The sequence below is a fragment of the Vreelandella piezotolerans genome (assembly GCF_012427705.1).
Classification (GTDB): domain Bacteria; phylum Pseudomonadota; class Gammaproteobacteria; order Pseudomonadales; family Halomonadaceae; genus Vreelandella; species Vreelandella piezotolerans.
On the sequence record NZ_CP048602.1, the window covers coordinates 2,351,939 to 2,374,537 of the forward strand.

Sequence of the window (22,599 nt, forward strand, 5' to 3'; positions counted from 1 at the left end):
GCGATCAGTCGCTCGACAGCAACTCAAACGTGTGCTGATCGATCATCTCCAATGCCTTGCCGCCACCACGTGCAACGCAGGTCAGCGGATCTTCCGCCACGATCACCGGCAAGCCGGTCTCTTCGGCGATCAACTTATCCAGGTCACGCAGCAGCGCGCCACCGCCGGTCAGCACCAAGCCGCGCTCGGCGATATCCGAGGCCAGCTCGGGTGGAGACTGCTCCAGCGCGCTCTTGACGGCGGCTACGATAGAGCCCAGCGTCTCTTGCAGTGCTTCGAGAATTTCGTGGGAGTTCAAGGTAAAGCTGCGTGGAATACCCTCGGCAAGGTTACGGCCACGCACATCGATCTCGCGCAGCTCGCCACCTGGATAAGCACAGCCAATCTCTTCTTTGATACGCTCGGCCGTCGCTTCACCAATCAGGCTGCCATAGTGACGGCGCACGTACGCGGTGATCGCCTCATCAAAACGGTCACCGCCTACGCGGATCGATTCTGAATATACGACCCCGTTGAGCGATATGATCGCAATTTCCGTGGTGCCCCCACCGATATCCACGACCATCGAGCCCTGCGCTTCTTCCACCGGCAAGCCAGCACCGATCGCTGCCGCCATGGGCTCTTCGATCAGGAACACTTCACGCGCGCCGGCGCCTTCTGCCGATTCACGAATGGCGCGTCGCTCCACCTGCGTCGACATGCAGGGCACGCAGACTAGAACGCGCGGACTGGGGGTGAGGAACGTACTTTGATGCACTTTACGAATGAAGTGCTGAAGCATCTGCTCGGTAACGGTGAAGTCGGCGATGACACCGTCTTTCATCGGACGAATGGCCGTAATATTGCCAGGCGTGCGACCAAGCATGCGCTTGGCATCGGCACCCACCGAGGCGACGCTGCGCATGTTGCCAGACTGGCGAATGGCGACTACGGACGGTTCATCGAGCACGATGCCACGACCGCGTACATAAATCAGTGTGTTGGCCGTACCCAAGTCGATCGACAGATCGCTGGAAAACAGCCCCCTCAAACGTTTGAACATGGATGTTGTTACCTAGTGCAGACCGGGAACCCTGTGCGGATGCAAACGGTATCACCGCAACCCCTTGGCAGCAAGCACGAGTCGTCCCGAACACTGCCCGCCAAGGCCAATATGTGGTACCTTTTGCGGCTATTTTCCACGTCTGCTCCGTCAGACGAATTTAAGATGACCGTACGTATACCGCTCAAAGCGAAATATGTTCCATCACCATTGCGAGGAAACCTCGATCATGGCGCTTGAAGAATCTCATGTGCGCCGGGCCGCACACTTGGCCCGACTCGCCGTTAGCGACGACCAAGCCAGCGGCTTCGTCGACGATCTTAGCCGCATTCTGGACATGGTCGACCAGCTCCAGAGCCTGAACACCGAAGGCGTCGCGCCGCTGTCCCATCCGCTCGATGCGACCCAGCGCCTTCGCGCCGACGAGGTCACCGAAACGAATCAGCGCGATACGTTCCAACACTGCGCCCCGGCAGTGGAAAACGGCCTTTATCTGGTCCCGCGCGTGGTCGAATAAGCCGCGCTCATCGTTCGTTTCCACTCCTTCCATCCGCCTCTGAACGGAGCTTCCGGGTCATGCATGACAAAACCGTAACGCAGCTCGCCGCCGCCTTAGACAGTGGTGAACTCTCCTGCCGAGAGCTGACGTCTCATTTTTTACAGCGCATCGAGAAAACCGACGACCAGCTGAATAGCTTCATTACCGTGACCGCCGAGCAGGCGCTCATAAAAGCCGACGCCGCTGATAAAGCACGAGCCAGCGGTAAAGCAGGCAAGCTCACCGGAATTCCTCTAGCGCTAAAAGATATTTTTTGTACCCAAGGCGTGAAAACTAGCTGCGGCTCCAAAATGCTCGATAACTTTATCGCGCCTTACGATGCCACCGTGGTCGAAAAACTGAGCGCTGCAGGCACCATTAGCCTGGGTAAAACCAATATGGATGAGTTCGCCATGGGCTCTTCCAACGAAAACAGCCACTACGGTGCCGTCAAAAATCCTTGGGATCTCTCAGCCGTGCCCGGTGGAAGCTCGGGCGGTAGCGCTGCTGCCGTGGCTGCCGGGCTCATACCCGCGGCTATGGGCACCGACACCGGCGGCTCCATACGCCAGCCAGCAGCATTTTGTGGCATTACCGGTCTGAAGCCCACTTACGGACGTGTCTCTCGTTACGGCATGATCGCCTACGCCTCCAGTCTCGACCAGGCAGGCCCCATGGCACGCACTGCCGAAGATTGTGCGCACCTGATGAACGTGATTGCCGGTCACGATGTACGCGACTCCACCAGCGTCGCCCGTGGCGTGCCGGACTACACCGAGACGCTCAACGCTCCGCTCTCTGGCCTCAAAATCGGCCTACCGACGGAGTATTTTGGTGACGGCCTGGACCCCGAGGTCGAGAAGGCCGTTCGTGACGCGGTGAAAGTGTATGAATCGCTGGGCGCTTCGGTGCGCGACGTCAGCTTGCCGCACACCCACTACGCGATTCCGGCTTACTACGTCATCGCCCCTGCCGAGGCCTCGTCGAACCTATCGCGCTTCGACGGCGTGCGTTTTGGTCATCGCTGCGATGCGCCTGCGGATCTCGTCGACCTCTACACCCGCTCACGGGCGGAAGGGTTCGGTGAAGAGGTGAAACGCCGCATTCTCATTGGCACACACACGCTATCGGAGGGCTTCTTCGACGCCTACTACACCAAAGCGCAGCAGGTTCGTCGCTTGATTCGTCAAGATTTTCTCGATGCTTTCGAGGATGTCGACGTGCTCATGGGCCCCGCCTCACCGACGCCTGCCTTCGACCTGGGTGCCAAGAAAGACCCGGTTTCCATGTATTTGCAAGACATCTACACCATCGCCGTCAACCTGGCAGGCATCCCAGGTATCAGCGTTCCCGCTGGCTTTGCCGGTGGCCGCCCGGTAGGCCTTCAGATTCTGGGCACCCACTTTGCCGAAGCGCAGCTGCTCAACGTTGCTCACCAGTTCCAGCAAGCGACCGGCTGGCACCTTCAACTGCCTGCCTTTGCCGAGGAGAACGCCTAATGCAATGGGAAACCGTGATCGGGCTCGAGGTCCACGTTCAGCTCGCAACGCGCTCTAAGATCTTTTCCGGCGCCTCCACTGCGTTTGGCGCCGAGCCGAACACCCAGGCCTGCGCCGTCGACTTGGGCCTGCCGGGCGTGCTGCCGGTGCTCAATGAGCAGGCCGTCGCCATGGCCGTGCAGTTTGGCCTCGCCGTCCACGCCGAGATCCCTGAAGTCTCGGTGTTCGACCGTAAGAATTACTTCTATCCAGATTTGCCGAAGGGCTACCAAACCAGTCAGATGTACCACCCCATCGTGGGCGCGGGTGAAGTCGAGATCACGCTGGATGACGACACCACCAAACGGATTCGTATTCACCACGCCCACCTGGAAGAGGACGCCGGCAAATCGCTGCACGAAGACTTCCACGGCATGACCGGGATCGACCTGAACCGGGCGGGCACGCCGCTTTTAGAGATCGTCTCCGAGCCGGACATGCGCAGCGCCAAAGAAGCCGCCGCCTATCTAAAAGCGATTCACTCCATCGTGACCTACCTGGGTATTTCCGATGGCAACATGGCCGAGGGCTCGATGCGCTGCGACGTCAACGTGTCGGTACGTCCAAAAGGCCAAGACGCGTTTGGCACCCGGGCGGAGATCAAGAACGTCAACTCCTTCCGCTTCGTCGAGCGTGCCATTGCGTTCGAAGTCGAGCGGCAGATCGAGCTCATCGAAGATGGCGGTAAAGTCGTCCAAGAGACTCGCCTGTTCGATCCAGAGCGTGACGAGACCCGCAGCATGCGGACCAAGGAAGAAGCCAACGACTACCGCTACTTCCCCTGCCCCGACCTGCTACCGGTGGTGTTGGATCAGGCCTATCTGGACCACCTGCGCAGCCAACTGCCGGAACTGCCCGCCGACAAGCGCGCCCGTTTCCAGAGCAAACTAGGCCTCTCGGCGTACGACGCCAACGTGCTGTCGGCCAGCCGTGACATGGCGGAGTTCTTCGAAGAAGTGCATCGCGTCTGTGGCGACGCCAAGCAGGCAGCCAATTGGGTACAGGGCGAGCTCTCTGGTGCATTGAACCGGGAGAACCTGAGCATTCAACACAGTCCGGTATCCGCCCAACAGCTGGGTGAGTTGATCAGCCGCGTGCTGGACGACACCATCAACGGTAAGGCAGCGAAGCAGGTCTTCCAGGCGCTGTGGAACGGCCAGGGCGAGAGCGCAGATGCCGTCATCGAGGCCAAAGGCCTAAAACAGGTGACCGACACCGGCGCCATCGAAGCAATGATCGACCAAGTCATTGCCGAAAGCCCGGCACAGGTGGCGCAGTACCGTGATTCCGAGCCCGAGAAGCGTGGCAAGATGATTGGCTACTTCGTGGGCCAGGTGATGAAAGCCTCACGCGGCACCGCCAACCCCCAGCAGGTCAACGGCTTGTTGAAAGAGAAGTTGGATGCGCTGCTCTAGCCACGGCTAGTCGGCACGGCCATCAACCAAAAGCGGCTGCCTCGGCAGCCGCTTTTTTGGTCTCGAGCGTCTCGTTAAGCCAGTTGACTCGGCTGAGTAAAACGCTTGAGCTGCGCGCAGCCTGCCGCCCAGACGTCAGCCTCTAGCTCGGCAATGGCCGCCGTGGGGAAGCCAACGCCCTGGCTTGGCGCGCCTTCGACCAACAGCCCAGCCAAGTCGCCCACCAGCGGCATGTGGCTAACCAGCATGATCGGCGAGTCAACGGGATGCCTGAGCAACCAGTCGCTGACATCGCCGGGCGGATCTTCCGGGGTAATGAAGGACAGCGTATTGAGGGGGGCGCCCAGGGCATCGCTGATTCGCTGGGCGGTTTGCTGAGCACGGACGTAAGGGCTGGCGTAGAGCGTTGGCCTAGACAGCTCGCCTTGATCGATACGCGTCGCCAGCCAGCGAGCCATGGTCTCGGCCTCGTGCTCCCCCCTGGGCGTCAGCGGCCGGGCGTGGTCTGGAAAACCTGGCGCGGCTTCGCCATGACGCATGATCAATACGCTGCAACTACCTTGCTGTCGGTGGCTATTCATGGGAACCTCCGCTGCCTTGCTGATCCTGATGAGCCTGCTCGCGATGCGCCTGCTGAACCGCTTCGCGGGGCAGAATGAACTCCACGTCGCTACTCTGCTCGCCCATCATGAGCGTTCCCGCCATGTCCTCGGCAGGCACGCCTTCGAAGAGCACACGATTCAACCCTTCGGCCAACGGCATATAAACCCCCATCTCGCGCGCTTTTGCGCAGACCAGCTTGACGGTATTGACGCCTTCCGCCACTTGGCCAAGCGCAGCCACCGCTTCCTCTAACGACAGCCCCGTACCCAGTGCATGGCCCACGCGGTAATTGCGCGACAAGTTAGACGAGCAAGTGACGATCAGGTCGCCCACGCCTGCCAAACCAAGAAACGTCATGGGGTTGGCCCCCTGGGCAACGGCGAAACGGCTCATCTCGGCCAGCGCTCGGGTCATCAGCATGCTGCGTGTGTTCTCCCCCATCCCCAGCGCCGCGGCCATGCCCGCTGCAATGGCGTAAATATTCTTTAATGCGCCCCCCAGCTCCACGCCGTGACGATCATTACTGGCGTAAACGCGGAAATAGCGACAGCCCAGCACTTGCTGTACTCGAGTGCGCGTTAGCGCATCCGCACTGGCGATCACCGTGGCGGTCAACTGCTTGTCAGCAATCTCGGAGGCCAAATTAGGCCCTGCAATGACGCCAATATGGGGGAAGCCGGTCTCTTGCTCCAGCACTTGGCTCATCAGTAAAAAGCCATCTTGCTCAATCCCTTTGGTGGTGCTGACCAGGATTTGTTCGGGCGAGAGCCAAGGCTTGGCCGCTTGCACCACGCTGCGAAACGCTTTCGACGGGATGGCAATCAGCACCAGTTCGGCACCCGTCAGCACCGTTTTCAAGTCGGTCGATGCGGTGACGGCAGGGTTGATCGCATAGTCGGGAAGATAGCGGCCGTTGCGGTGCTCTCGGTTGATCTGCGCGACCAGCGCCTCGTCGCGCAACCATTGACGCACGTTAGCGCCATTGTCGGCAGCGATACTGGCCAGCGCGGTACCAAAACTCCCGCCCCCCAGCACCGCGACGTTACTTTGCTGCTCTGCCATAGCCATGTCCTGAGTTCTTTTACGTAACGGTGGGCCTCAACACCCCCCATTTTGATAAGTACTACCTTAACAAAACAAGCGGCCCGCTTGGTTGACCAAGCGGGCCGCGACTAGCGAGCTTAGGGCATTAAGCCGTCAACACACTATTGAGACGCTTCACGTAGGCAGCCGGGTCGTCCAGATGACCGCCCTCGGCAATGATCGCCTGATCCAGAAGGATGTGGGCTAACTGGCCAAATAGATCACCCTCTGCATTTTCCAAACGGGCCACTAGGGCATGGTTGGGGTTGAGCTCGAGGATGGGTTTCACATCCGGGAGTTTTTGCCCGGCCGCTTCCATGATACGGCGCATCTGATAGCCCATTTCGTGCTCGGGCAACACCACGCAAGCGGGCGAATCGGTCAGACGATGGGTGATTTTGACCTCTTGAACGCCATCGCTCAGCGCTTCTTTGACGCGCTTTACGAGATCTTCCTTCGCCTTGGCCGTCTCTTCCTGGGCTTTTTTCTCGGCTTCGTCCTCTACGTCCCCAAGATCCAGCTCACCTTTTGCCACATCGGCAAAGGGCTTGCCGTCAAATTCTGTCAGATGGCTCATCAGCCACTCGTCGATCCGGTCAGAGAGCAGCAGCACTTCGATGCCTTTCTTGCGGAAAATCTCCAGGTGCGGGCTGTTCTTCGCTGCATTGAAGCTATCCGCCACCACGTAGTAGATCTTCTTCTGGCCCTCTTTCATACGTTCGACGTAATCCGCCAGAGAGTGTTCTTGCGTGGCGGTATCGGTATGGGTAGAGGCGAAACGCAGGAGGCCAGCGACTTTTTCGCGGTTAGCGAAGTCTTCACCTGGGCCCTCTTTCAGCACACTGCCAAAGGTGTTCCAGAACGTTTGATACTGCTCGCTATCTTTGGACAGTTTCTTGAGCATGTCCAGCGCACGCTTGGTGAGCGCCCCTTTGATCTTGTCGACCTTGGGATCTTGCTGCAGCAACTCACGGGAGACGTTCAATGAGAGATCGCGCGTATCCAGCACACCCTTGATGAAACGCAGGTAGAGGGGCAGGAACTGCTCGGCATCATCCATGATGAAGACACGTTGCACGTAAAGCTTCACACCGCGCGAGCCGTCACGGTCGAACATGTCGAACGGTGCGCGGCCCGGCACGTAGAGCAAGCTGGTGTACTCGAGCTTACCCTCGACTTTATTGTGACTCCAGGTAAGCGGGTCACTGAAGTCGTGGGCAACGTGCTTGTAGAACGCCTTATACTCGTCGTCGCTGACATCGCTCTTCGGGCGCGCCCACAGCGCGGTAGCTTCGTTGACGGTTTCCCACGTCGTCACTTCGCTACCTTCGATCTCGTTACCGTCGTCATCCTTGGCGGTTTCGACCTTGGGCATACGCACCGGCACTTCGATGTGATCAGAGTACTTGCGCACCAAGCTTTGCAGGCGGTAGTCGTCGGCGAACTCTTTTGCATCGTCTTTTAAATGCAGAGTGATTTCCGTGCCGTGAGCGTCACGCTCGATGTCGGCAACGGTAAACTCGCCTTCGCCTTTGGAGCGCCACTCGACGCCTTCCGATGCAGCGGTGCCTGCTTTACGAGTACGTACGGCCACTTCGTCGGCCACGATGAAGCCCGAATAGAAACCAACCCCGAACTGACCGATCAGCTTGGCGTCTTTTTGCTGCTCGCCGGAGAGCTGCTTCAAAAACTCTGCCGTACCGGAACGCGCGATGGTGCCCAAGTTGGCAATCACATCTTCGCGGTTCATGCCGATACCATTATCGCGCAGCGTGATGGTGTTGGCGTCGCGGTCGTGCTCGATCTCGATACGCAGCTCGCTATCGCCTTCGTACAGAGCGTCGTTATCGAGTGCGGCATAGCGCAACTTGTCACAGGCATCGGCGGCGTTGGAAATCAGCTCGCGTAGAAAAATCTCCCGATTCGAGTACAGAGAGTGGATCATCAGATTCAGGAGCTGTTTGACTTCCGTCTGAAAGCCAAGAGTTTCTTCATGGGTCGCAGTGGTCATGCGCTTAGCCCTCATTGATCACGTGTTGCTTGACGCCTCTGCCCATAGGCAGAGGCGGAAAAGGTAGTGAACTCAATATGGGGATAAGCGAAGGGATTTCAAGAAGGTGTGTGTGAAGAAGCGGTGGCTGCCTCAGTAGCCGATTTCCAAGCGCGATAGTCGGCCAACTGCGTATCGACGCGATTTAGTAACCAGCCCACGATCAATACGTCATCGACCACACCTAGCAGCACCAAAAAGTCGGGGATCAGATCGAATGGCATGACCAGGTAGGCCAACGCCAGCGCCATGGTGCCAAACGCAGACCAGGGAATCGGCCTGAAATCTCCTTTCAGCACATCGCGGGTCATGGGTAAAAATAGCTTGAGCGCACGGGCGATACGTTTAACGGCCCATACGCGTGTTTTCAATCGACGAAACAATCCCCAAACGGATAATCGTGCCATCGTTATCGAATCCTCTTAGTGTCACGATTGTCAGAACCTTATCTGTGCGTATAGTTCACTTGTCCGTATAGTTCACTATTGCGCCTTTGACCCTACCAGCGAGCAAGAGGGAGTGCCATGCCGGCTACGCCATTACGTTCTACCCTTCGCACTCTGTGTGCAGCAGCCATCATCGGCCTACCGACGGGGAGTTGGGCAGCCACTGATGACGCTATGCGTGATGCGCTCAACGCCGCACGCCAGCAGCAGTGGCAACACATCGATGAGCGCGCCATCGAAGGACACATACTCAGCGGTTATGTCACCTATCACCGCTTACGCAACCAGTTGCCCAACGTGGCCGCCAGTCAAGTGCTGCAGTTCATCGAACAGCATGCCGACTCTCCGCTATCGGAATGGATGCGCGGCCAAGCCATTGCCAAATATGGTCATGCAGGACGTTACGGCGATCTACTCACCGTCGCCGATGGCGAGCCTGCTGGAACGGCACGTCAGTGTTACTACTACATGGCGCTCATCGACCGTGCCCCAGAAGAGTCGCGCCGCGCGGGCTTGGCGCTTTGGCGAGTAGGCAGCTCACAGCCCGATGCCTGTGACCCCCTTTTCAACCGCCTACGGGCCGATGGCACTATCGATGCGACCGCCATCTGGGAACGCAAGATGCTAGCTTGGCAAGCGGGCGAATCGCGCCTGAGTAACTACCTAGGCGGACTGCTGAGCAGCGAGTGGCAAACGGCCCTCGACACGTTGGACGCGGTCAGCAACAACGCCAGGGCCATCACCAGCGCCCCCACCTGCCTAGGCCCGGAGTGCAGGGCCACGGCGGCTTTCTACCAAGCCGCCATGCAGCGCCTGACCCGAGATGACACGCCTACCGCTTTCGCCGCTTGGCAGCAGCTCTCGCCTCGCTTGAACTTGACGGCGCAAGAGCGCCAAGTCATCGAGGAAGAGCTAGCGTTTTACACCCTCGTTCGGGAGGTGCCCGGCACGCTCGGCTGGGTCGATAGCGTGCTGCCCTCGCTAGCCAGCGAGCGCGTACTGGAGCTGCGCGTGCGTCGCGCGCTGGCCGACCGCCAGTGGACCGACGTCGTACACTGGATTGCCGAAATGCCCGCGAGCCAGCAAGCGAGCAGTCGCTGGCAGTATTGGCTGGGGCGCGCCAACGAGCAGCTTGGCAACCCCGAGGCGGCCATGGCACGTTATCAGCAAGCAGCCACTGACCGCAGCTTCTACGGCTTCGCCGCCGCCGATAGAATCGACCAGCCTTACCGACTCAACAACGAGCGCCATCACTTCGACGAGGCTACCCGCGAGCAGACGGCACGACTACCGGTCGTGCAGCGCACCGAGGCGCTGCTGCGTATCGGTGAAGACGGTTTAGCCAACAGCGAGTGGCTTTACGCCATCGAGCACGGCACGCCCCAGCAAGCCCGCGCGCTGGCCGACTATGCCGCCCAGCAGCAGTGGCACGCACGGCTAGTACAAACCACCATTGCAGGCAAAATGTGGGACGCGCTGGAGTGGCGCTTTCCTCCCGCCTACCGCGAGAGCTTTCTTCAATGGGGCGCTCAAACAGGGGTAGACCCTTACCTATTAATGGCAATTACCCGCCGAGAAAGTGCGTACAACCCGGTGGCGCTCTCACCCGCAGGCGCTAGGGGCTTGATGCAGTTGATGCCCGGCACGGCCGCCCAAGTGAGCCGTCAACTGGGGCTGAACGACCCCGGTCCCTACGGCGTGCTGGATCCTGAGCTGAACATTCGCCTTGGAAGTACCTACTTGCGCGACAAGCTCGCGCGCTACCGAGGCAATCGTCTTGCGGCCACAGCTGCCTACAATGCAGGACCTGGACGCGTCGATCAGTGGTTAGGCACTCAGAGCATGGAGTCGTTCGATCTCTTCGTGGAGAGTATTCCATTTCGCGAGACACGCGATTACGTACAGGCAGTGCTGAGCTACCGGGTGATTTTTGAGAGCTTAGCCAACGGCGGTAGCAGCGATGGGGTCTCGCTACTCAACGAAAGCGAGCAGGCCGTGCGCTACGACCGCGCCCTCGTACAGCGCTAGTCCCAGCGACGCGTATCGCGATCCCCCCACAACGCCCGGTTACACCGGGCGTTGCTCCAGCGCCAGCCGCACGCCGAAAACGACCAACACCGCGCCAGTGGCAGCATTCAAGGTTTGCGCAAAGCGTGCGCTGGCCAGCCATTTACTCGCCCCACCAACCATCAACACGACGCTAATCTGCCAAATATTGGCAATCACGAAGTGCACGCCCGCCAACCAGAGGGATTTGACGAGTGCGGGGTCAGTGGGCGCGATGAACTGGGGTAAAAACGCCATGTAGAACACCACGGTTTTGGGGTTGAGCACGTTGGATAGCAGCCCTTCTTTGACTGGCTGCCACAGCGGAACGGGCGCCGCCTCCTTCAGGACGCCCTTCACCGGCAGCGGCGTTCCTCGGCGGGCTGCCAGCAGGCTCGTGCCCCCCAGCCAAATCAAATACGCCGCCCCTGCCAACTTCAGCATGTTGAACGCCCAGGCCGACTGCAGCAAAATGAACGAGATACCCAACGCCGAAACGGTGGCATGAACGAACAAACCACAGCAAATGGCTACGCTCGTGGCTATGCCGTCTCGGATACCGCCTCGCGCGGTGTTGCGAATCACCAGAAGCGTGTCGACTCCTGGGCTTATCGACAGCAGCGTGATGGCCACTAAAAAGGGAATGAACTGCGCATCGATGAGGTTGAGTTCCATCATGTACTTGGCTCGCTGAGTGATAAAGAATCTTAATCACGTGACTGGACGTGCTGATTATTTGCTTCTAAAGTGAATTTGGCAGGTTGACAGAGCGTCGCCTGCTCAATCATTAAGCACGTTAAGGATATGAACGATGGCAACTGGCACTGTCAAGTGGTTCAACGACACCAAAGGTTACGGCTTCATCTCTCCCGATGACGGCGGTGACGATCTCTTTGCCCACTTCTCTGAAATTCAAGCTGAAGGTTTTAAGACCCTGCAAGATGGTCAGAAAGTCAGCTTCGAGGTGACTCAGGGTAAAAAAGGCCTTCAGGCTTCCAACATTCGCGTTGCTTGAACCGCACCGAATGGATAAAGGCCCGCGAATGCGGGCCTTTTTTATAGGTTGGGGTTTCCTTCTTAAGACGATGTATCCAACGTGTCGTCCGAGGAGCTTTCGGCCTCTTGCGCTTCGCTATCGTCATTGGTAGAGCGCTCTTCAACAGGGTGGTCGTCACCAACGTCGCGGTCTTGGAGTTCGTCAGACGCCAGGGGTGCACCATTGGTGGGGCGCTCACTCTCCAAGGCTTGGAACTGCTCTTCTAGGCGCTGCTGGGCCTCTTCGAATTGACGTTCGGTATCTTCGATGAGCGCATCCACATCTTGCGCTTCTAACCCTCCTTCCACGGAAGTGCCTTCGGGTAAGCTGCTTTCGCGCTCCCAGCTTGGCTCGATGGGGTCGTTCTCCATGGGCGCCAGTTCGGGCGACTGCTGCTCGATTTCTTGAAACTGTTGCTCCAACTGACGCTGTGCCTCTTCGAAACGACGCTCGGTCTCGGCAATCACGTCATCGACATCAGAACGCGTGGTTTCACCCGGCATTGCGCTAGCTTCGTCAAGGGCTTCGTCGGGGTCGGCGGCCAGCGTCTCTTCGTCCGCCTGCAGGGGCTCCGAGGTTGGCTCACTGGCGGTGGAAGACAGGTCTTCCTGAGCATTGGAAGGCTCGGACGCCTCGGACGCCTGACGTTCAATGTCGTCTTCCACCTGGGAGGGCGAAGGAACATCGTCACTACCGGTGTCAGGTGCAGCGGCTGGCGTCTCACTGGGCTGCTCGGCCGCGCTCTCTTCCGGTACGACGTTTGCCTCTTCTTGACTGTCGCCGCAGGCACTCAGCAGTAGGGCCAAACTGGCCAGTAGCGGCATCCATACATGGTAGCTCATCGAGTCATGCTCCTTAATGGTTCGAATTCATTAGTGGCGGTCGTTGGCAGACAACAGCGAACAGCCTTCTGGTAAGCGTACCTTCAACGCTAGCGGGACGACTTCAGCGGTAAATCGTTGATAGCGTTTTGCCTCACCATCCAGGGTCAGCGGCCAAGGTTCATCATCGGACCGAGTGGTAACGGTCAACTGGCTGGCAGTGAAGTAGCGCACATAACGCCCTTCTGCGGGGAACTGCTGTAGCTCGCCGAGCAGCGCAGGAAGCTCCGTCACCGAATGAAAATCTTTGACTAGCAGAACGTCCAATCGCCCATCATCGAGCTTGGCACGAGGGGCCAGCACCTGCCCCCCACCCGATTGACGCCCATTGCCCAGTGCCAGCAGCAGCAGTGACGCGGCCTGCTCATGATCGCCCCAGTGCAACGTGCCGCGATAACTGCGATGACGCCACGCCTTGAGCGCACCCATCAGTGAGTAGGCTCCTCCCCCTAACATGCGTTTTAACGTTTTGGGGGTAGAGGAGGTAATTTCTGCGCCGAAACCACCGGTGGTCATATTGATGTAATAGCATACCGACGGTTCGCCTCTGGCTTCCGCCGTCATACGAATCACATCGATGGGCGCAGACGGCAAGCGAACGGCATCCGCCAGTGCGCGATCCAGCTCCAAAGGTAACCCCACCGAAGTGGCAAAATCATTCGCGCTGCCCATCGGCACCACGCCCAAGCTCGGACGATGGTCATGGGGCAGCCGCATGAGTCCATTGACGACTTCGTTGACGGTGCCATCACCACCGCATGCGATGACGCATGTCGCGCCCAAATCGAGCGCTTGGGCTGCAAAATCAGCGGCATCGCCACCTTCCCACGTCGCGCGAACAATGATGGGCGTCCCTGCCTTGCGCTGCGCTTCGACGGCGTCGCGCAGCGCCGGATTCCCGGCCGACTTACCGTTGATAATCAATAAATAACGCTGTTGTGGGTCTGTCACCGGTGTCTTCCCTCTCCATGGTTAATTCACTGGATGCACGTTATGCCAGCGCTTTCTCGACCACCTCGAACACGTTGGACGACAGCGGCTCGCGTTTGATTCTTTCGAGTTCTGCTCGCATCAACTGCTGTCGTGTCTCATCGAACCGCTGCCAGCGCGTCAATGGGGTAATCAGCCGCGCGGCAATTTCAGGGTTGAGGCGGTTGAGCTCGATCACCGCATCCGCCAACAGGGCATACCCTTTGCCATCCAGGCGGTGGAAATTGATACGGTTTTGCGCAAAAGCGCCAATCAACGCACGCACTTTGTTGGGGTTCTTCATCGAGAACGCAGGGTGCTGCATTAAGTACTCCACGCGCTCCAGTACATCGGGCTGAGGGCGCGTTACCTGAATCGTAAACCACTGATCCATCACGAGTGGATCGTGAGCCCAGGCTTCCCCAAAGGCTTTCAAAGCCGGTGCCGACACGTCGTCACGATCACTGTGCACGAGCAGTGTCAGCGCGTGGCGAACGTCGGTCATGTTGTGATCCGTCGCAAACTGCGCTTCACACAGCGCGACGCTCTCGTCGTCCTCAATGGACATCAAATAAGCGAGCGCTACGTTTTTGAGGCTGCGCTGAGCCATTTGTTCAGGCGTAGGCGCGTATGGGGCGTCACTGACGTTCGCCTTATAGACGGCCAAGAACTCATCACGCAGTGCCAGCGCCAGGGATTGGCGCACGAACTCGCGGGCAGCGTGAATGGCATCCACGTCGACGATTGGCTGCTGTTCGGCGATATAGGCTTCCGAGGGCAGTGTCAGCATCTCGGCCAGCACCGCTTTATCGTCCATGGAAGAGGTCAAGAGCAAGCGGAATGCCTCGATCACTCGGTTGTCCATCACTTTTTCGACGCCGTTTCGATGGGCAGCAATCAGGTCGTCCAGCGCCAGTAGCGCCAATCGCTGACCGGCATCCCAGCGGTTGAAACCATCGCTATCGTGGGTCAATAGAAAGGCCAAATCTTCGCGGGAATAAGGGAAGTGCAGCTTGACCGGTGCGGAAAAATCGCGCAGTAGCGACGGCACGGGTGCCTCGGCCACTTCCGTGAAGATGAAGGTCTGCTCATCGTCGGTCAGGTGAATGACCGCGTCTTTCCCAATCTTGTTGCCGTCGAGCGTGAGCGTTAAATCCTGACCGGATTTGGTGCCCACCAGGCCCATGCGTACCGGAATGTGCAGCGGCTGCTTGTCCGGCTGTCCGGGCGTGGCTGGCGTGCGCTGGCGAAGCGTCAAATGGTACTCGGCGTTGGCGTAGTCGTACTCACCGTGGGCATCGATTTCCGGCGTGCCCGCCTGGGAGTACCAGCGCATGAACTGGCTTAAATCGATGTCCGATACCTCGGCCATGCAGCCCACGAAGTCTTCGATCGTCACGGCCTGCCCGTCAAAGCGCTCGAAATAGAGATCCGAGCCACGGCGGAAGGCCTCCCAGCCCAGCAGGTTGCGCAGCATGCGCACCACTTCTGCCCCTTTTTCATAGATAGTCAGCGTGTAGAAGTTGGTGATCTCGATATAGTGATCCGGACGAATCGGATGCGCCGTGGGACCTGCGTCTTCGGCAAATTGCGCGGTGCGGAAAAACGAGACGTCTTGAATGCGCTTGACGGGGGCTGAATTGGTATCCGCAGAAAAACACTGATCGCGGAATACCGTAAAACCTTCCTTTAGCGAGAGCTGGAACCAATCGCGGCACGTCACGCGATTCCCCGACCAGTTGTGGAAATACTCGTGGGCAACGATCCCTTCGACATTTTGAAACGCCGCATCGGTGGCGGTCTTGGGGTGCGTGAGCACCGCCGCGGAGTTGAAGATGTTGAGGCCTTTGTTCTCCATTGCGCCCATATTGAAGTCGTTGACCGCCACGATCATGAACAGATCCAGATCGTACTCGCGCCCGTAAGTCTCTTCATCCCAGCGCATGGCGCGCTTGAGTGAGGCCATGGCATGGTCGGTTTTATCGAGATTCTCCTTCTCTACCCACAGCTGCAGCGTCACGTCGCGGCCGCTCATGGTCGTAAAGTGATCTTCGACTTTTTGCAAATCCCCAGCCACCAGCGCAAAGAGGTAGCAGGGCTTGGGATGCGGATCTTCCCAGGTCACGAAGTGACGGCCGTCCTCTCGCGTTCCCTGCTCGACCGGATTGCCGTTGGCGAGGAGCACCGGCTCCTTTTGCGCATCACCGATGACCGTGACCTTGAACGTGGCCATGACATCGGGGCGATCCGGATAATAGGTAATACGTCGAAAGCCCTCTGCTTCACACTGCGTGCAGTACATGCCATTTGATTGATAAAGCCCTTCCAAAGCCGTATTACTACTGGGCGAGATCGCCACGTCGCTTTCTAACGTAAAGGCAGCAGGTACACGGGTAATCGTCAGCGTTTCATCAGTGAGCTGGTAATCGGCATCGCTCAACGCTTGACCATCGATGGCAAGCGCGCGCAGCGATAGATGCTCACCATCGAGCACCAGCGGCGCAGCCGCGTCAGCGCTTGGGTGGCGCTGCATGGTCAGACGTGCTTTCACACGGGTCTCGGTGGGGTCAAGATCAAACGTCAGCTCGGTATGAATTACGTGGTAGGCGGGTGGCTGGTAGTCGCTTAAATAAACCGGCTGCGGATCAGACATAGCGCGAAACTCCTGTAAGCTTTTCAGTAGTCGAGTAGCGCCTATACGGCGCTACTCAATGAATATTTTTTTGTGATCGTCAATCGCGAAAGTTGTCGAACTGTAATGGCAAGTCAGGCCCCTCTTCGCCACGCAGTAGCGCCATGACACTCTGCAGGTCATCTCGCTTTTTGCCCGTTACGCGCACTTTTTCACCCTGAATTTGAGCCTGCACTTTTAACTTACTGCCTTTGATGCGCTTGACCACATCCTTGGCTTCAGCTTGATCGAGCCCCTGCTTGAGTACCACCTCTTGACGCGCCTTGACACCGGACAGCACGGCATCTTTGACATCCATGCAACGTGCGTCGATACCGCGGGCAATCAGTCGGTTACGCAACACGTCCAGCATTTGCTTGAGCTGGAAATCTACTTCGGCCTCGAGCAGCACCTTATCGCCTTCCAACGTGAAGCTGGCATCGACGCCTTTAAAGTCGAAGCGTGACTGGACTTCACGATTGGCCTGGTCCACCGCATTGGCGGCTTCGTGCTGATCGAATTCTGACACGATATCAAATGAGGGCATGACACTATTCCTAACAAGACATGACCCACCATTCTAGAGCAGCAAGCCCCCAACCGGCCAATTCTCTTAGAAAAATCTGGACAAAAACTCTGCAAGCCGGTCACATCAAGCTTAAAAGCTATACAAACACCTCTCAGGGCGATGTTAAATTGTGCGCCTCTGTCGTAACCTGCTGACATAGCCTTGTACTCTTTCAACGAGGAGAGACCATGAGTGATCGCGATACCCGCCATAAAGCATCGATGGAAAAACTCAAAGCGCGAGTGGACGAAAAAGTTGCCAATGCCACCGAGCAGCGCGGACTGCTGCTCATCAACACGGGTAACGGAAAAGGCAAAACCACCGCCGCCTGGGGCACCGTCACGCGCGCGCTGGGTTATGGCTACAAAGTAGGCGTGGTGCAGTTCATCAAGGGGTTATGGGAGTGTGGCGAGCGCAATCGGCTGGAAGACGATCCTCATTTGAGCGTCGCTATCATGGCAACCGGCTTTACCTGGGATACGCAAAATCGCGAAGCGGACACCGCCGCCTGTCTGGAGGTCTGGCAAGAAGCGCAGAAAATGCTGGCAGACCCCGAGACGTATCTCGTGGTGTTGGACGAACTCACCTACATGCTGAAGTTTGGCTATCTCGATATCGCCACCGTCAAACAGGCGCTACTGGACCGTCCGCAGGAACAAACCGTGATCATTACCGGGCGAAATGCCCACCGTGAGCTAGTGGCCATGGCGGACACCGTGACCGACATGCAGGAGGTGCGACACGCTTTCAACAACGGCCTTCAGGCCCGGCGAGGCATCGATTTCTAAGCACGATAAAGGGCGGCCAAGCCGCCCTTTGGGTATCACCTGAGGGTGTGCGACCTAGCCTTCGAACGGGTTGCGCAGCACGATGGTTTCAATACGATCGGGACCGGTAGAAATGATATCGATGCTGGTGCCTACCTGCTCTTCGAGGAAGCTGATGTATGCACGGGCATTAGCCGGTAAGTCTTCCACCTTCTTAGCGCCCAGCGTGGACTCTTTCCAGCCCGGCAGATCGTGATAGACCGGCTCTACCGCTTCGTAGCCCTCTGAATCCACCGGGTTATCCAGCACGTCACCATCCTTGCTGCGGTAGCCAACACACACACGGATGTTTTCCAAACCGTCCAGCACGTCCAGTTTGGTCAGGCAGATACCGGAAACCGAGTTGATTTGCACCGCATGACGCAGCGCCACCGCATCGAACCAGCCGCAGCGACGTGGACGCCCGGTGGTCGCGCCAAACTCGTGCCCACGCTCGGCTAAGTGACGGCCATGATCGTCGAACAGCTCGGTGGGGAACGGACCCGAGCCAACACGCGTGGTGTAAGCTTTGGTGATACCCAGCACGTAGTCCAAATAGAGCGGGCCGACGCCAGAGCCGGTTGCCGTGCCGCCAGCCGTGGTGTTGGAGCTGGTGACGAACGGGTAAGTACCGTGGTCGATATCCAACAGCGAGCCTTGGGCGCCTTCGAATAGAATGTTCTCACCGGCCTTGCGCAGGTCGTGCACCATGCTGACGGTATCGCTGACCATGGGGCGCAGCTCTTCGGCCATCTGCATGGCGCTATCGAGCACTTCCTGGAAATCCACCGCCGGTTCGCCGTGATAATTCACTAGCACGAAGTTATGGTAGTCGAGCACCTCACCGAGTTTGGAGGCAAAACGCTCACGGTGGAGCATGTCACCCAACCGTAGACCACGGCGCGCCACCTTGTCTTCGTATGCCGGGCCAATGCCGCGACCGGTGGTGCCGATCTTAGCCACGCCACGGGCCTTCTCACGTGCCTGGTCGAGACGCACGTGGTAAGGCAAGATCAGCGGACACGCCGGGGAAAGACGCAAACGCTCACGAACGGGAACGCCCTTCGCTTCCAGTTCGCGGATCTCTTTGATCAGCGCTTCCGGTGACAATACGACCCCGTTACCGATCACACAGGTTTTACCTGGACGTAGCACACCCGAGGGGATCAGGTGTAGGACGGTTTTCTCACCGTCGATGACCAGCGTGTGACCGGCATTATGCCCCCCTTGGAAGCGCACCACAGCAGCAGCGGATTCGGTGAGCAGGTCAACGATCTTGCCTTTGCCTTCATCGCCCCATTGGGTACCCAGGACTACGACATTCTTACCCATTATGCACTCGTCTCTTGTGTCAGGGCCGTTGTCTGCCAACGACCATCGATAAACTCAAGACGGCGGTCACAGCTGTGCTCCGCCGGCCCAGTACGCTGCCCAGGCAGCGCTTGAATTACGCGTTCACCCTGCTCACGCAGCGCGACGATGGCAGCGTTGAGCGACTCTTCTTCTTGGGCTGGCGCCCAAATGGCCCCCTGGCTGGGTGACGCCAATGCCAGCGATGCCAACTGCTTCAGGTCCATGGAGAAGCCGGTAGCGGGTCGGGCTCGGCCAAACGCGCGCCCAGTATCATCATAGCGCCCACCTTTGGCCAGCGCATGACCATAGCCGGGCACGTACGCCGCGAACATCATACCCGTGTGATACTGATAACCGCGCAGCTCCGCTAGATCAAAATAGAGCGATACGTCAAAGCGCGCCAAAACGCCTTTGTAAAGCGCCTCGAGCTGATCTAGCGCCGCCGTCACGGGGGTAGGCGCGCCAGCAAAACGCTCGCGCGCCTCGCTCAGAACGCTGGCATCCCCATGCAGCTCGCCTAGCGCCACTAGCATATCTGCCAACACAGGGTCGCTAACGCTGGCACTGACCTGCTCAACCAGTTGCCCCGGCGATTTAAGCGCCAACGCTTCGAACAGCGCGCGCTCTTGCTCATCGTTAAGGGCAGCGGCTTCCACCAGGCTACGGTAGATCCCGATGTGCCCTAATGCCAAATGTATCTCGTCAGCGCCTGCCGCATGAAGACTGGCAAGCGCCAGATGAATAATCTCACTGTCGGCTTCGAGGCCAGCATGGCCAAACAGCTCGACTCCGACCTGCACTGGGCTGCGTCCCCCTTGATGCTGGTCGGCTTTGGCACGCAGCACATTGGTGCAGTAACACAGCCGAACTGGCCCCTGGCGTTTTAGGGAGTGGGCGTCCATCCGCGCCACCTGCGGTGTGACGTCTGCCGAGGCGCCCATCATGCGACCCGTCAGTTGGTCGGTCAGCTTGAACGTTTGAAGATCGAGGTCCGTGCCGGTACCGGTCAGCAAGGAGTCCAAAAACTCCACCGGGGGCGGCATGACCTGGTCGTAGCCCCAGCAATGGTAAAGATCGAGCAGCGCACGGCGCAGCTCTTCCATGCGGCTTGCCTGAGGCGGCAGCACCTCATCCATGCCGTCGGGCAGTAGCCAGCGGTCAGCGATGGTCATGTGAACAATCCTGCGAGACGATGAAGGCCCTTTCTAACGACACCACTCGCTGCCTCACGAGGCGCTGTGTGGAACGTTCACGAAACGAGGGCCACAAAAAAACCGGGCGACGCCCGGTAGGTAAAGTCTATCACGTTTATGCGCTATATGAACCCCGCCAAGCGCAGTGCTTGGCGGGATGGGCGCATCACTCGGCGCTGTCGGGAACGGCGCTGCGTAGATAACGGAAGAAGTCGCTATCCGGTTCTAGCACCAGCAGATTACCATCGCCAGAGAAGCTTTCACGGTAAGCGTTCAGGCTGCGCCAGAAAGCGAAGAACTCTTGGTCCTGGCTATAAGCCTGCGAGAAGATAGCGGCTGCTTCGGCATCCCCCTCACCGCGCAGCGTCTCGGCACGCTCGTTGGCTTGAGCAAGCAGCACCTGACGGCGACGGTCGGCATTAGCGCGAATCCGCTCGGCCTCTTCCTGACCCTGTGCGCGCCACTCGCGAGCCTCACGCTCACGCTCTGAGCGCATGCGCTCGAAGACGGCTGCCGAGACATCTTCAGGCAGGTCGATGCGCTTGATACGAATATCGCGAATCGCCACGCCGAGTTCTTCACGCATGAGCTGATCGAGCTCTTCGGTGGGGCCTGTCATCAGGTCATCACGGCGCTCGGCAATGATTTCCTGAAGATTCAAACGACCGAATTCATTACGCAGACTCTCATCCACTCGCGGCTGAATGAGGCGGATCGCCATCAGTTCATCGCCTGCGGTAGCCTCGTAGTAGCGGGTCGGGTTGACGACTTGCCACTTGACATAAGAGTCGACGATGACCGCTTTCTGCTCAAGAGTCAGATAGCGGCTAGTATCGGTATCCAGCGTCAGCAGCCGCACGTCGAACTTGCGGATGGTCTGCGCAATCGGAATTTTCACATGCAGACCCGGCTGAATATTCTCTTCGATGACTTCACCAAAGCGTAGCTTCACAGCGCGTTCGGTTTCATCCACGACATAAAGACTGTTGCTCGCTAGCCACGCGACGGCGGCCAAACCACCTACGATAAGCAGGGATCGATTATTAATCATTTAGCGGCCCTCCCTGCGAATGGGGTTATTGCTGGACGACGATGAGGAGCTACTTTGGCTGCCTCGCAGCGACTCTAACACGCGCGGATCGACCGTATCGCTGCTGTTAGCACCGCTATCATTGCTCGCCGAACGACTGTCGTTACTGCTACCGCCGCGCATTTGATCGAGCGGCAAATACATCAGCGGCGCATTGTCGCTCACGTCTAGCAGAACTTTCGGCGTCCCACCAAAGACTTCTTCGATGGCATCCAGGTACATACGTTCGCGCATCACTTCCGGCGCGTTGCGATACTCGGTCAGCAGCGCGTTGAAACGGTTAGCTTGACCCTGTGCTTCTGCCACCACCGACTCACGGTATCCTTGGCCCTGCTCGACGATACGCTGAGCCTGACCCTGTGCGGCCGGAATGATCGCATTGGCGTACGCCATACCTTCGTTGATCGTTCTCTGACGATCTTCACGGGCACGGATAACGTCATCAAAAGCATCGATGACGGGCGCAGGTGCCGACGTGGATTCGATGTTGATAGTTTGCAGGCGAATACCGGCGCCGTAGGCATCCAGATACGTTTGCAGACGGCTCGCGACGGAGCTACCGAGTATCTCACGACCAGAGGTCAGGATATCGATCATGTCCGTGCCACCGACCACGTGCCGCAGCGCAGAGTCCAGTGCGTTCTCGATGGAGAGCGCCGGATCACGAACGTTCAGCACGAAATCGCGCGGATTCGCGACCTGGTACTGAGCAGAAATTTCCACTTCGACGATGTTTTCATCACGCGTCAGCATGGACTGAGTTTGAGAGACAGAGCGTACGCGCGTCACGTTGACCATGCGCACGTCATCGATGAGCGGCGGGTTCCACTGGAGGCCCGGCTCGACGATGCCCTGGTACTCACCAAAACGCAGCACGACGCCCCGCTCCGATTGGTCCACCAGATAGAAGCCCGAGGCTCCCCAGATGGCAAGCGCCACGATGAGCAGAAGGCCTGGCAGAGCAAACGAGTTACGAGGCTTACCGCCACCACTCTTGCCGCCACCACCGCCGCTCTTCTTGCCGCTGCCGCCTAGCATACCGTTGAGCTTGTCTTGGAACTTTTTCAGCGCTTCATCCAAGTCAGGCGGCCCCTGGTTATTGCCGCCATTATTGCCGCCGTTGTTTCCACCACCATTGTTCCCACCGCGATCGCCGCCATTACCGCGTCGGCCGCCACCGCTCCAGGGGTCGTGCTGGTTGCCACCACCGGGCTCATTCCAGGCCATACTTCGTCTCCACTAAGGTGTTCACCTGCACTTTGCCTTGATAC

The 22,599-nt window shown here is 58.5% G+C and carries 20 protein-coding genes; 6 read left to right on the forward strand and 14 right to left on the reverse strand.

Going from position 1 to position 22,599, the window contains the following annotated elements; genetic code table 11:
- Window positions 1-4: 4 nt before the first annotated feature.
- Window positions 5-1,042: a rod shape-determining protein gene (locus GYM47_RS10855; RefSeq protein ID WP_018915723.1), complete on the reverse strand. Its 1,038-nt coding sequence runs from the start codon at window positions 1,040-1,042 to the stop codon at window positions 5-7.
- Between the two features lie 229 nt (window positions 1,043-1,271).
- Here GYM47_RS10855 and gatC point away from each other — a divergent pair, with 229 nt between their 5' ends.
- From gatC to gatB, 3 genes are read left to right on the forward strand one after another with little or no spacing between them, the layout of a single operon-like run.
- Window positions 1,272-1,559, forward strand: coding sequence for an Asp-tRNA(Asn)/Glu-tRNA(Gln) amidotransferase subunit GatC (gatC, locus tag GYM47_RS10860; protein ID WP_139527147.1), 288 nt, complete (start codon window positions 1,272-1,274; stop codon window positions 1,557-1,559).
- Between the two features lie 59 nt (window positions 1,560-1,618).
- Window positions 1,619-3,079, forward strand: a complete 1,461-nt coding sequence (gene gatA / locus GYM47_RS10865) for an Asp-tRNA(Asn)/Glu-tRNA(Gln) amidotransferase subunit GatA (RefSeq protein ID WP_153842861.1) — start codon at window positions 1,619-1,621, stop codon at window positions 3,077-3,079.
- Window positions 3,079-4,533, forward strand: a complete 1,455-nt coding sequence (gene gatB / locus GYM47_RS10870; protein WP_153842860.1) for an Asp-tRNA(Asn)/Glu-tRNA(Gln) amidotransferase subunit GatB — start codon at window positions 3,079-3,081, stop codon at window positions 4,531-4,533. Before gatA ends, gatB begins: the two co-directional genes overlap by 1 nt.
- 74 nt (window positions 4,534-4,607) lie before the next feature.
- On the opposite strand, the gene sixA is transcribed toward gatB, so the two are convergent.
- From sixA to GYM47_RS10890, 4 genes are all read right to left on the reverse strand, one after another.
- Window positions 4,608-5,114 carry a phosphohistidine phosphatase SixA gene (gene sixA / locus GYM47_RS10875; RefSeq protein WP_139527144.1) on the reverse strand — a complete coding sequence of 169 codons (507 nt, stop codon included), beginning with the start codon at window positions 5,112-5,114 and terminating at the stop codon, window positions 4,608-4,610.
- Complete coding sequence (locus GYM47_RS10880) at window positions 5,107-6,198, reverse strand: NAD(P)H-dependent glycerol-3-phosphate dehydrogenase (RefSeq protein WP_153842859.1); 1,092 nt, start codon at window positions 6,196-6,198, stop codon at window positions 5,107-5,109. The genes sixA and GYM47_RS10880 overlap by 8 nt, the downstream gene beginning before the upstream one ends.
- Window positions 6,199-6,325: 127 nt before the next feature.
- Window positions 6,326-8,230 carry a molecular chaperone HtpG gene (htpG, locus tag GYM47_RS10885; RefSeq protein WP_153842858.1) on the reverse strand — a complete coding sequence of 635 codons (1,905 nt, stop codon included), beginning with the start codon at window positions 8,228-8,230 and terminating at the stop codon, window positions 6,326-6,328.
- A 98-nt stretch (window positions 8,231-8,328) separates the two neighbouring features.
- Entirely contained in the window at window positions 8,329-8,676 is a 348-nt protein-coding gene (locus GYM47_RS10890; RefSeq protein WP_139527141.1) for a YkvA family protein, read from the reverse strand.
- A 117-nt stretch (window positions 8,677-8,793) separates the two neighbouring features.
- Between GYM47_RS10890 and GYM47_RS10895 the strand changes: the two genes are divergently transcribed.
- Window positions 8,794-10,743 (forward strand): transglycosylase SLT domain-containing protein, encoded by a 1,950-nt coding sequence (locus GYM47_RS10895; protein ID WP_153842857.1) that lies wholly within the window; start codon window positions 8,794-8,796, stop codon window positions 10,741-10,743.
- Between the two features lie 39 nt (window positions 10,744-10,782).
- Here the strand turns inward: GYM47_RS10895 and GYM47_RS10900 are convergent, their stop codons facing one another.
- Window positions 10,783-11,439 carry a LysE family translocator gene (locus GYM47_RS10900; RefSeq protein WP_153842856.1) on the reverse strand — a complete coding sequence of 219 codons (657 nt, stop codon included), beginning with the start codon at window positions 11,437-11,439 and terminating at the stop codon, window positions 10,783-10,785.
- Window positions 11,440-11,572: 133 nt separating this feature from the next.
- On the opposite strand from GYM47_RS10900, the gene GYM47_RS10905 reads away from it, so the two are divergent.
- Window positions 11,573-11,776, forward strand: a complete 204-nt coding sequence (locus GYM47_RS10905) for a cold-shock protein (RefSeq protein ID WP_044630763.1) — start codon at window positions 11,573-11,575, stop codon at window positions 11,774-11,776.
- Between the two features lie 62 nt (window positions 11,777-11,838).
- Here the strand turns inward: GYM47_RS10905 and GYM47_RS10910 are convergent, their stop codons facing one another.
- The 4 genes from GYM47_RS10910 to GYM47_RS10925 form a co-directional block, all read right to left on the reverse strand.
- Window positions 11,839-12,639, reverse strand: coding sequence for a hypothetical protein (locus GYM47_RS10910; RefSeq protein WP_153842855.1), 801 nt, complete (start codon window positions 12,637-12,639; stop codon window positions 11,839-11,841).
- Window positions 12,640-12,669: 30 nt separating this feature from the next.
- Window positions 12,670-13,629, reverse strand: a complete 960-nt coding sequence (yegS, locus tag GYM47_RS10915) for a lipid kinase YegS (RefSeq protein WP_153842854.1) — start codon at window positions 13,627-13,629, stop codon at window positions 12,670-12,672.
- A gap of 40 nt (window positions 13,630-13,669) precedes the next feature.
- Window positions 13,670-16,300: an aminopeptidase N gene (gene pepN / locus GYM47_RS10920; RefSeq protein ID WP_153842853.1), complete on the reverse strand. Its 2,631-nt coding sequence runs from the start codon at window positions 16,298-16,300 to the stop codon at window positions 13,670-13,672.
- A gap of 79 nt (window positions 16,301-16,379) precedes the next feature.
- Window positions 16,380-16,865: a YajQ family cyclic di-GMP-binding protein gene (locus tag GYM47_RS10925; RefSeq protein ID WP_139527135.1), complete on the reverse strand. Its 486-nt coding sequence runs from the start codon at window positions 16,863-16,865 to the stop codon at window positions 16,380-16,382.
- A 209-nt stretch (window positions 16,866-17,074) separates the two neighbouring features.
- Between GYM47_RS10925 and cobO the strand changes: the two genes are divergently transcribed.
- Complete coding sequence (gene cobO, locus GYM47_RS10930) at window positions 17,075-17,674, forward strand: cob(I)yrinic acid a,c-diamide adenosyltransferase (RefSeq protein ID WP_153842852.1); 600 nt, start codon at window positions 17,075-17,077, stop codon at window positions 17,672-17,674.
- 54 nt (window positions 17,675-17,728) lie between these two features.
- On the opposite strand, the gene GYM47_RS10935 is transcribed toward cobO, so the two are convergent.
- The 4 genes from GYM47_RS10935 to hflK all read right to left on the reverse strand — a co-directional run bounded on the left by GYM47_RS10935 (window position 17,729) and on the right by hflK (window position 22,555).
- Entirely contained in the window at window positions 17,729-19,024 is a 1,296-nt protein-coding gene (locus GYM47_RS10935; protein WP_139527133.1) for an adenylosuccinate synthase, read from the reverse strand.
- On the reverse strand, window positions 19,024-20,217 hold the full coding sequence (locus tag GYM47_RS10940) for an ATP phosphoribosyltransferase regulatory subunit (RefSeq protein ID WP_153842851.1): 1,194 nt from the start codon (window positions 20,215-20,217) through the stop codon (window positions 19,024-19,026). Before GYM47_RS10940 ends, GYM47_RS10935 begins: the two co-directional genes overlap by 1 nt.
- A gap of 187 nt (window positions 20,218-20,404) precedes the next feature.
- Window positions 20,405-21,289, reverse strand: coding sequence for a protease modulator HflC (hflC, locus tag GYM47_RS10945; protein ID WP_139527131.1), 885 nt, complete (start codon window positions 21,287-21,289; stop codon window positions 20,405-20,407).
- On the reverse strand, window positions 21,290-22,555 hold the full coding sequence (gene hflK / locus GYM47_RS10950; protein ID WP_139527130.1) for an FtsH protease activity modulator HflK: 1,266 nt from the start codon (window positions 22,553-22,555) through the stop codon (window positions 21,290-21,292).
- Between the last annotated feature and the right edge of the window lie 44 nt (window positions 22,556-22,599).

What these genes read in the sequence shown, in the direction of transcription:
- GYM47_RS10855 (WP_018915723.1), bottom strand. Translation starts at nt 1,042, where the DNA reads ATGTTCAAACGTTTGAGGGGGCTGTTTTCCAGCGATCTGTCGATCGAC.
- gatC (WP_139527147.1), top strand. Translation starts at nt 1,272, where the DNA reads ATGGCGCTTGAAGAATCTCATGTGCGCCGGGCCGCACACTTGGCCCGA.
- gatA (WP_153842861.1), top strand. Translation starts at nt 1,619, where the DNA reads ATGCATGACAAAACCGTAACGCAGCTCGCCGCCGCCTTAGACAGTGGT.
- gatB (WP_153842860.1), top strand. Translation starts at nt 3,079, where the DNA reads ATGCAATGGGAAACCGTGATCGGGCTCGAGGTCCACGTTCAGCTCGCA.
- sixA (WP_139527144.1), bottom strand. Translation starts at nt 5,114, where the DNA reads ATGAATAGCCACCGACAGCAAGGTAGTTGCAGCGTATTGATCATGCGT.
- GYM47_RS10880 (WP_153842859.1), bottom strand. Translation starts at nt 6,198, where the DNA reads ATGGCAGAGCAGCAAAGTAACGTCGCGGTGCTGGGGGGCGGGAGTTTT.
- htpG (WP_153842858.1), bottom strand. Translation starts at nt 8,230, where the DNA reads ATGACCACTGCGACCCATGAAGAAACTCTTGGCTTTCAGACGGAAGTC.
- GYM47_RS10890 (WP_139527141.1), bottom strand. Translation starts at nt 8,676, where the DNA reads ATGGCACGATTATCCGTTTGGGGATTGTTTCGTCGATTGAAAACACGC.
- GYM47_RS10895 (WP_153842857.1), top strand. Translation starts at nt 8,794, where the DNA reads ATGCCGGCTACGCCATTACGTTCTACCCTTCGCACTCTGTGTGCAGCA.
- GYM47_RS10900 (WP_153842856.1), bottom strand. Translation starts at nt 11,439, where the DNA reads ATGATGGAACTCAACCTCATCGATGCGCAGTTCATTCCCTTTTTAGTG.
- GYM47_RS10905 (WP_044630763.1), top strand. Translation starts at nt 11,573, where the DNA reads ATGGCAACTGGCACTGTCAAGTGGTTCAACGACACCAAAGGTTACGGC.
- GYM47_RS10910 (WP_153842855.1), bottom strand. Translation starts at nt 12,639, where the DNA reads ATGAGCTACCATGTATGGATGCCGCTACTGGCCAGTTTGGCCCTACTG.
- pepN (WP_153842853.1), bottom strand. Translation starts at nt 16,300, where the DNA reads ATGTCTGATCCGCAGCCGGTTTATTTAAGCGACTACCAGCCACCCGCC.
- GYM47_RS10925 (WP_139527135.1), bottom strand. Translation starts at nt 16,865, where the DNA reads ATGCCCTCATTTGATATCGTGTCAGAATTCGATCAGCACGAAGCCGCC.
- cobO (WP_153842852.1), top strand. Translation starts at nt 17,075, where the DNA reads ATGAGTGATCGCGATACCCGCCATAAAGCATCGATGGAAAAACTCAAA.
- GYM47_RS10935 (WP_139527133.1), bottom strand. Translation starts at nt 19,024, where the DNA reads ATGGGTAAGAATGTCGTAGTCCTGGGTACCCAATGGGGCGATGAAGGC.
- GYM47_RS10940 (WP_153842851.1), bottom strand. Translation starts at nt 20,217, where the DNA reads ATGACCATCGCTGACCGCTGGCTACTGCCCGACGGCATGGATGAGGTG.
- hflC (WP_139527131.1), bottom strand. Translation starts at nt 21,289, where the DNA reads ATGATTAATAATCGATCCCTGCTTATCGTAGGTGGTTTGGCCGCCGTC.
- hflK (WP_139527130.1), bottom strand. Translation starts at nt 22,555, where the DNA reads ATGGCCTGGAATGAGCCCGGTGGTGGCAACCAGCACGACCCCTGGAGC.